At 37.6% G+C, this 3,264-nt stretch carries 3 protein-coding genes; all 3 read left to right on the top strand.

The window, feature by feature from the left end; translation table 11 throughout:
• On the top strand, positions 1–854 hold an 854-nt coding region (locus J3353_RS15750; RefSeq protein ID WP_207685215.1), incomplete at its 5' end, for a phosphorylcholine transferase LicD.
• A gap of 18 nt (positions 855–872) precedes the next feature.
• Entirely contained in the window at positions 873–1,931 is a 1,059-nt protein-coding gene (locus J3353_RS15745; RefSeq protein WP_207685214.1) for a histidinol-phosphate transaminase, read from the top strand.
• A gap of 20 nt (positions 1,932–1,951) precedes the next feature.
• A complete protein-coding gene (locus tag J3353_RS15740) occupies positions 1,952–3,256 on the top strand; it encodes an adenylyltransferase/cytidyltransferase family protein (RefSeq protein ID WP_207685216.1) in 1,305 nt (434 codons plus the stop codon).
• The last annotated feature ends 8 nt before the right edge of the window (positions 3,257–3,264 follow it).

Below are 3,264 nucleotides of genomic sequence, written 5' to 3'. Positions count from 1 at the left end.
GCGTATCTGTACAGCAAATGCAGAATATTGAATATAATATTCTTAAGTTTATCAAAGGTGTCTGCGAGAAAAATAATTTGCATTATTATCTTGCATATGGAACATTAATTGGAGCAGTACGACATAATGGATTCATTCCATGGGACGATGATATTGACATTTTGATGCCACGCAATGATTATGAAGAATTTGTCAAAGCTGTTGAGGCAGAAAACCATCCATATTATAAATTAGTTTCAAAGGAAACCGAAGAGAACTTTACTGCACCTCTCCCTAAAGTGATAGATAGTCGGATTGAACTGGTTCAGAATTATAGCTTTATCGAGAAAGTCATATTGGGACCTTATGTTGATTTGTTTATTTTGGATGGTTGCGGAGAAAGTGAAGAACAAGCGTCCAATCACTTCGAAACATGTTATAAAGTATTCAAAAAATGGTTGATAGCTGATACGGATTTCTCGAAGACGACAAATCACTTTACTGCACTGTTAAAAAGAATCCTCTACTTTCCAATCAAGAAAAAAGGATACGAATCTTTCCTGCATGACTTATCGACGGAATGTACAGTGTATAGTTATGAACAATCGAGTTATGTTGGAACCTTAATGTTTCCATCTGCAAACGGAAATAACAAAAAGTCGGAGTTTTTGGGCAATGTATGGTCCAAGAAATACTTTGGGGAAGGAGTAGAACTTGCATTTGGAGATGAGAAGTTTACAGTACCGGTATCGTATAAGGAAATGTTGAGCACGTGGTATGGCAATTTCATGGAATTGCCACCTGAAGAGCAACAATTACCGCATCATAAATATACTTTGAGAATTCCTGACGGTTTGGATTTAGAAAATATATAAATAGGGGAATGATATAAAATGTACTATTTGAATCCGTGCATACAAAACCTTGTTCGCGTTTTTGATCAAAATGAGAGAAAAGATTATCTGCGTCTTGACTTGAACGAAAACCCCGGCGGCTTACCTCGAGAATTTGTTGAATCAGTTCTAGCAGAAGTTACCCCTCAGATGGTGGCACAATATCCTGAAACGCTCCACTTCACACAAGTACTGGCAGACTATATTGGAACAGATATTGCTAATATTTGCATCACAAACGGTTCGGCGGAAGCGATTCGTTATGTGATACAAGCATTTACAGCTCCAAACGGCAGAATTGTTGGAGTCGTTCCTTCTTATTTTATGTTTCAGGTCTACTCTGAAATGTACGGTAGGGATTTTGTGAAAGTTCCGTACAATGATGACCTGACTATTAGTATTGACAATATTGAACAAGAGCTGAGCGATGATACGCAAATGCTGATTCTTCTTAATCCTAACAATCCTATGGGAAATGTATATACAGATGAAGAGTTTGAAAGGCTGTTCAAAATTTGCCAAGAAAAAGAGATTACACTTTTGATTGATGAGGCATATCATTATTTTTACCCCAAGACATTCATAAAGTATGCTTTGAATAATAGAAGAGTCTTCGTCACTAGAACGTTTTCAAAGCTCTTTTCAATGGCTGGGTGTCGCTTAGGATATGTGGTGGGTAATCCCGAGGATATCAAATATGTTCAGAAATTTTGCACACCACATAATACAAATGCTTTCGCAATGCTATTTGCAGAGAAAATCATTACAACGCCGGGAATGGTCGAGGGCTTGATAGCTAAATTCAACGAAGGAAGAAATTATTTGCTGAACAGCTTAGATGCAAATGGATATCGACACAAGGGCGAAGCCGGTAATTTCTTATTTATTGAGCCAAAGACGAATGCAGGACGCATTGTTGATCGAATGAAAAAGGAAATGAAAATCCTTATCAAAGAATATCCTAATATTGGTGAATTTGGAAATTGTTTGAGAGTCTCTATCGGTGAAAAACAGTATATGGAACAATTTATGGATTCTTTGCTGAAAATAGACAGATAAGAAAGCTAGATGTGAGTGATATGACAAAAGTTATAACATATGGTACATATGACTTGCTCCACTATGGCCACATTCGATTGCTTAAAAGGGCAAAAGAACTCGGAGATTATTTAATTGTTGGTGTCACCGCCGATGATTTCGATAAGGCGAGAGGAAAAATAAATGTACAGCAGTCCTTGATGGAACGAATTGAGGCTGTACGCGCTACAGGACTTGCAGATAAGATCATCGTAGAGGAATATGAGGGTCAGAAAATTGATGATATTCGTAGATATGGTGTAGATATTTTTACTGTTGGTTCTGACTGGAAGGGGAAATTCGACTATCTCAACGAGTTCTGCAAGGTTATATATCTTGACCGTACAGATGGCATCTCTAGTTCGGAGTTACGCGCTGAACAGCAAAGCTTAAGGCTTGGTATAGTGGGAACTTCTCCAGTTGTGGAAAAGTACATAACCGAAAGTAAATATGTAAATGGTGTTGAGGCCATCAATGCCCAATATCCCCAATATGGATTGGGTGACGATAAGGATTCGTTACAGAATGGGTACTCTTATTTACTAAAACAAGTTGATGCTGTTTATATAGGATCATCGCCGAAACACCACTACTGGCAAATTTGTCAAGCCTTAAAGAGCGGAAAACATGTGCTTTGCGAGGCACCGATCGCATTGACTGAAAAGCAAAGCCTAGAACTATTCAAGGTGGCACAGGATAATAATTGTGTCTTAATGGATGCCATTAAAACAGCGTATTCAATGGCTTATTCACGTCTTCTGCTTTTGCTCAAGGAAGGCATAATAGGAGATATTTACTCAGTTGATGCAACCTGTACCAGCTTGCGAAATTTGAGCAATAACTCATGGGATAGTATTTGTGAATGGGGACCTACAGCATTACTTCCGGTCTTTGATATTTTGGGAACAACATATAAAGCAAAACAAATTGTGTCGCATATGGATGATCAAAAGAAAGACTTGTTTACAAGAGTGACATTTGTATACGAGCATGCGGTTGCATCAGTGAAAGTTGGAACGGGGGTAAAATCAGAAGGCGAATTGATTGTATCTGGGACAAAAGGGTATGTATATGTTCCGGCACCTTGGTGGAAAATGGAGTATTTTGAGACCAGATACGAAGATTCCTCAAAAAACAGGCGGTATTTCTACCAATTAGATGGTGAAGGGATTCGATATGAATTGGTTTCTTTTCTTCAAACAATTCGTAAAGGGAAAAAAGAATCCTATATAAGAAAAAATGTGTCTAGTGAGATTTGTGGTATTATTGAGGATTTTTATAAAGGAACAGATTTTATAAAAATATAATACTTTAC

Source organism: Faecalibacterium sp. Marseille-Q4137, from assembly GCF_017377535.1.
Classification (GTDB): domain Bacteria; phylum Bacillota; class Clostridia; order Oscillospirales; family Ruminococcaceae; genus Faecalibacterium; species Faecalibacterium duncaniae.
This window is presented reverse-complemented; position numbering and strand designations above follow the sequence as displayed.

What these genes read in the sequence shown, in the direction of transcription:
- J3353_RS15745 (WP_207685214.1), top strand. Translation starts at nt 873, where the DNA reads ATGTACTATTTGAATCCGTGCATACAAAACCTTGTTCGCGTTTTTGAT.
- J3353_RS15740 (WP_207685216.1), top strand. Translation starts at nt 1,952, where the DNA reads ATGACAAAAGTTATAACATATGGTACATATGACTTGCTCCACTATGGC.